Below are 3,090 nucleotides of genomic sequence, written 5' to 3' on the forward strand. Positions count from 1 at the left end.
TTGGGGGGGGGGGGGGGCGAGGGCGGTGCCGGGTGCGTTTCCTCGCCCAGGGGTTGTTGGTCCGGTTACGATTTCCCCCGCGGGCCTCGGGGTGGCGGGGGGGGGGGGGGTCCCCCCCCCCCCCCCCGCCCCCATTGCGTCGCTCTGACGATTACACTGGGCGCGTGCCTCCGTTGAACTTCTGGTCGATCTATCAGCATGGCTTCGCGCGCGTCGCCGCGTGTACGGGTCACACCGTCATCGCGGACCCGCACGCCAACGCCGAAGCGGTCCTGCGCCACGCACGCCGGTGCGCCGAGGAGGGAGTCGCCGTCGCCGTCTTCCCGGAGATGGTGCTGTGCGGCTACTCCATCGAGGACCTGCTGCTGCAGGACGCGCTCCTCGACCAGGTCGAGGAGGCGCTCCAGGAGGTGGTGGCCGGGTCGGCGGGGCTGCTGCCGGTCCTGGTCGTCGGTGCCCCGCTGCGCCACCGCAACCGGGTCTACAACTGCGCGGTGGTCGTGCACCGCGGCCGTGTCCTCGGAGTCGTGCCCAAGTCGTACCCGCCGAACTACCGCGAGTTCTACGAGCGCCGGCAGATCGGCGACGGCGCCGACGAGCGCGGCGGGTCGATCCGCGTCGGCGGCGAGACCGTGCCTTTCGGCGTGGACCTGCTGTTCACGGCCGAGGACGTCCCTGGTCTCGTGCTGCACGCGGAGATCTGCGAGGACATGTGGGTTCCGGTGCCGCCGAGCGCGGAGGCGGCCCTCGCCGGCGCCACCGTCCTGGTCAACCTCTCGGGCAGCCCGATCACGGTCGGGCGGGCCGAGGACCGCAAGCTGCTGTGCCGCTCGGCGTCCTCACGCTGCCTCGCCGCGTACGTCTACGCGGCGGCCGGCCTCGGCGAGTCGACCACCGACCTGTCCTGGGACGGCCAGGCCATGGTCTACGAGAACGGCCTGCTGCTGGCGGAGACCGAGCGGTTCCCGCTCGGCGACAGCCACGCGGTGGCCGACGTGGACCTCGACCTGCTGCGGCAGGAACGGCAGCGGATGGGCACGTTCGACGACAACCGCCGTACGCACAGCGCGCGGACCGGTGACTTCCGGACGGTCTCCTTCGAGCTCGACCCGCCGCTCACCGACCTGGGGCTGCGCCGCCGCCTGGAGCGCTTCCCGTTCGTACCGGCCGACGCCGACCGCCTCGCCCAGGACTGCTACGAGGCGTACAACATCCAGGTCGAGGGCCTCCAGCAGCGGCTCGCGGCGATCGGTGGCCCCAAGGTGGTCATCGGGGTGTCCGGCGGCCTGGACTCCACGCACGCGCTGATCGTCGCCGCCCGGGCGATGGACCGCGCGGGCCGCCCGCGCAGTGACATCCTGGCCTGGACCCTGCCCGGCTTCGCCACCAGCGACCACACCAAGGACAACGCCCACAAGCTGATGAACTCGCTCGGCGTCACGGCGGCCGAGCTGGACATCACGCCGACCGCACGGCTGATGCTGAAGGAGATGGACCACCCGTTCGCGTCCGGCGAGCCGGTGTACGACGTCACCTTCGAGAACGTGCAGGCCGGGCTGCGCACCGACTACCTGTTCCGGCTCGCCAACCAGCGCGGCGGCATCGTGCTCGGCACCGGTGACCTGTCGGAGCTGGCGCTCGGCTGGTCCACGTACGGCGTGGGCGACCAGATGAGCCACTACAACGTCAACTCGGGCGTGCCGAAGACGCTGATGCAGCATCTGATCCGCTGGGTCATCAGCAGCGAGCAGTTCGACGAGGAGACCGGCGAGACGCTCGCCGCGATCCTCGACACCGAGATCAGCCCGGAGCTGGTCCCGGGCGAGGAGATGCAGTCCACGGAGTCGAAGATCGGGCCGTACGCGCTGCACGACTTCACGCTCTTCCACGTGCTGCGGTACGGTTTCCGGCCGTCGAAGATCGCCTTCCTGGCCTGGCACGCCTGGCACGACCCGGAGGCCGGTGCCTGGCCGCCCGGTTTCCCGGAGGCCAAGCGGGTGGCCTACGACCTGTCGGAGATCCGGCGCTGGCTGGAGGTCTTCTGCCGCCGCTTCTTCGCGTTCGCGCAGTTCAAGCGCTCGGCGATGCCGAACGGGCCGAAGGTCTCGGCCGGCGGTTCGCTGTCCCCGCGCGGCGACTGGCGGGCACCGTCGGACAGCAACGCGCGGGCCTGGCTGCGGGACTTGGCCCGGTTCGACGACCCTACGACTTGAGCGCCTCGACGAAGGGGGCCCAGGCGGCGGCGCTGAGGATGAGAGCGGGGCCGTCCGGGGTCTTGGAGTCCCGGACGGGGACGAGGCCGGGGATGTTGTGGGCTGCTTCTAGGCAGTTGCCGCCGTCTTCGTTGCTGTAGCTGGACTTGCGCCAGAGGGCGGCGCCGGGGAAGTCGCTGGCCACTTCGACGCACTCCCCGCCATCGCCATTGCTGTAGCTGCTCTTGAGCCAGAGCGCGTCACTCAAGTCGATCCGGTCGCTTGCCATTTCGGTAATCCTCTGCGGCTGCCTTGATCATGGCGAGGGACGTGCCTGGTGACAGCGCGACGGCCCTGAGCCGATCGTATGCCTTGCGATACTGCTTCACGAGAGCCGGATCATCGATGGTGTCTCCGCTGTAGGACGCCTCGGTGTAGACCAGCGGCGGGGCATCCGGGAAAGTCATGATCATGATGGAGGCGGCCATGAGGGGATACGCGCCGCTCCTCCGCGAAACGATTTGCGGAACGATTCGGCGCCGGTCCGCCAGTTCGGCGATGCTGTCGAGCTGTGCAGCCATGTCCTCGGGCGACATGACGGCGTCCATGAGCAGCGACTCGTGCAGGACGGCCCAGTACTCCGGGACCGCGTGATCGTCCTCGAAGAGGCGGGTGCGATCAAGCCGCGCCCGCACCTTCTCCTCGACCCACTCGTCCGAGGCGGACGGATGAGCGGAATGGACCAGCGCACGTGCGTAGGGCGCTGTCTGCAGCAGCCCAGGCAAGGTACTCGGCGACCAGAACTCGATCGACTCGGCGTGCTTCTCCGCTTCCAAAGCCTTCTCGAAGTAGGCGGCATGCGGCCCTCGCCGCGCCCTCCGCACATCCTCACAATGCC

General features: G+C 69.7%; 3 protein-coding genes. 1 reads left to right on the forward strand and 2 read right to left on the reverse strand.

The features are described from left to right. Window positions 1-164 precede the first annotated feature (164 nt). On the forward strand, window positions 165-2,213 hold the full coding sequence (locus AC07CM_RS02740; protein ID WP_478874512.1) for an NAD(+) synthase: 2,049 nt from the start codon (window positions 165-167) through the stop codon (window positions 2,211-2,213). On the opposite strand, the gene AC07CM_RS02745 is transcribed toward AC07CM_RS02740, so the two are convergent. Together AC07CM_RS02745 and AC07CM_RS02750 are read right to left on the reverse strand one after the other, a co-directional pair. Then, a complete protein-coding gene (locus AC07CM_RS02745) occupies window positions 2,203-2,481 on the reverse strand; it encodes a DUF397 domain-containing protein (protein ID WP_478874513.1) in 279 nt (92 codons plus the stop codon). The genes AC07CM_RS02740 and AC07CM_RS02745 overlap by 11 nt on opposite strands. After that, window positions 2,453-3,090: DUF5753 domain-containing protein (locus AC07CM_RS02750; RefSeq protein WP_478874514.1), on the reverse strand; the 638-nt coding region annotated here is incomplete at its 5' end. The genes AC07CM_RS02750 and AC07CM_RS02745, both read right to left, overlap by 29 nt.

This window comes from Streptomyces sp. NPDC044061, assembly GCF_056434305.1.

Excerpts from the sequence above, each read along its gene's own strand:
- AC07CM_RS02745 (WP_478874513.1), bottom strand. The coding sequence starts at position 2,481 with ATGGCAAGCGACCGGATCGACTTGAGTGACGCGCTCTGGCTCAAGAGC.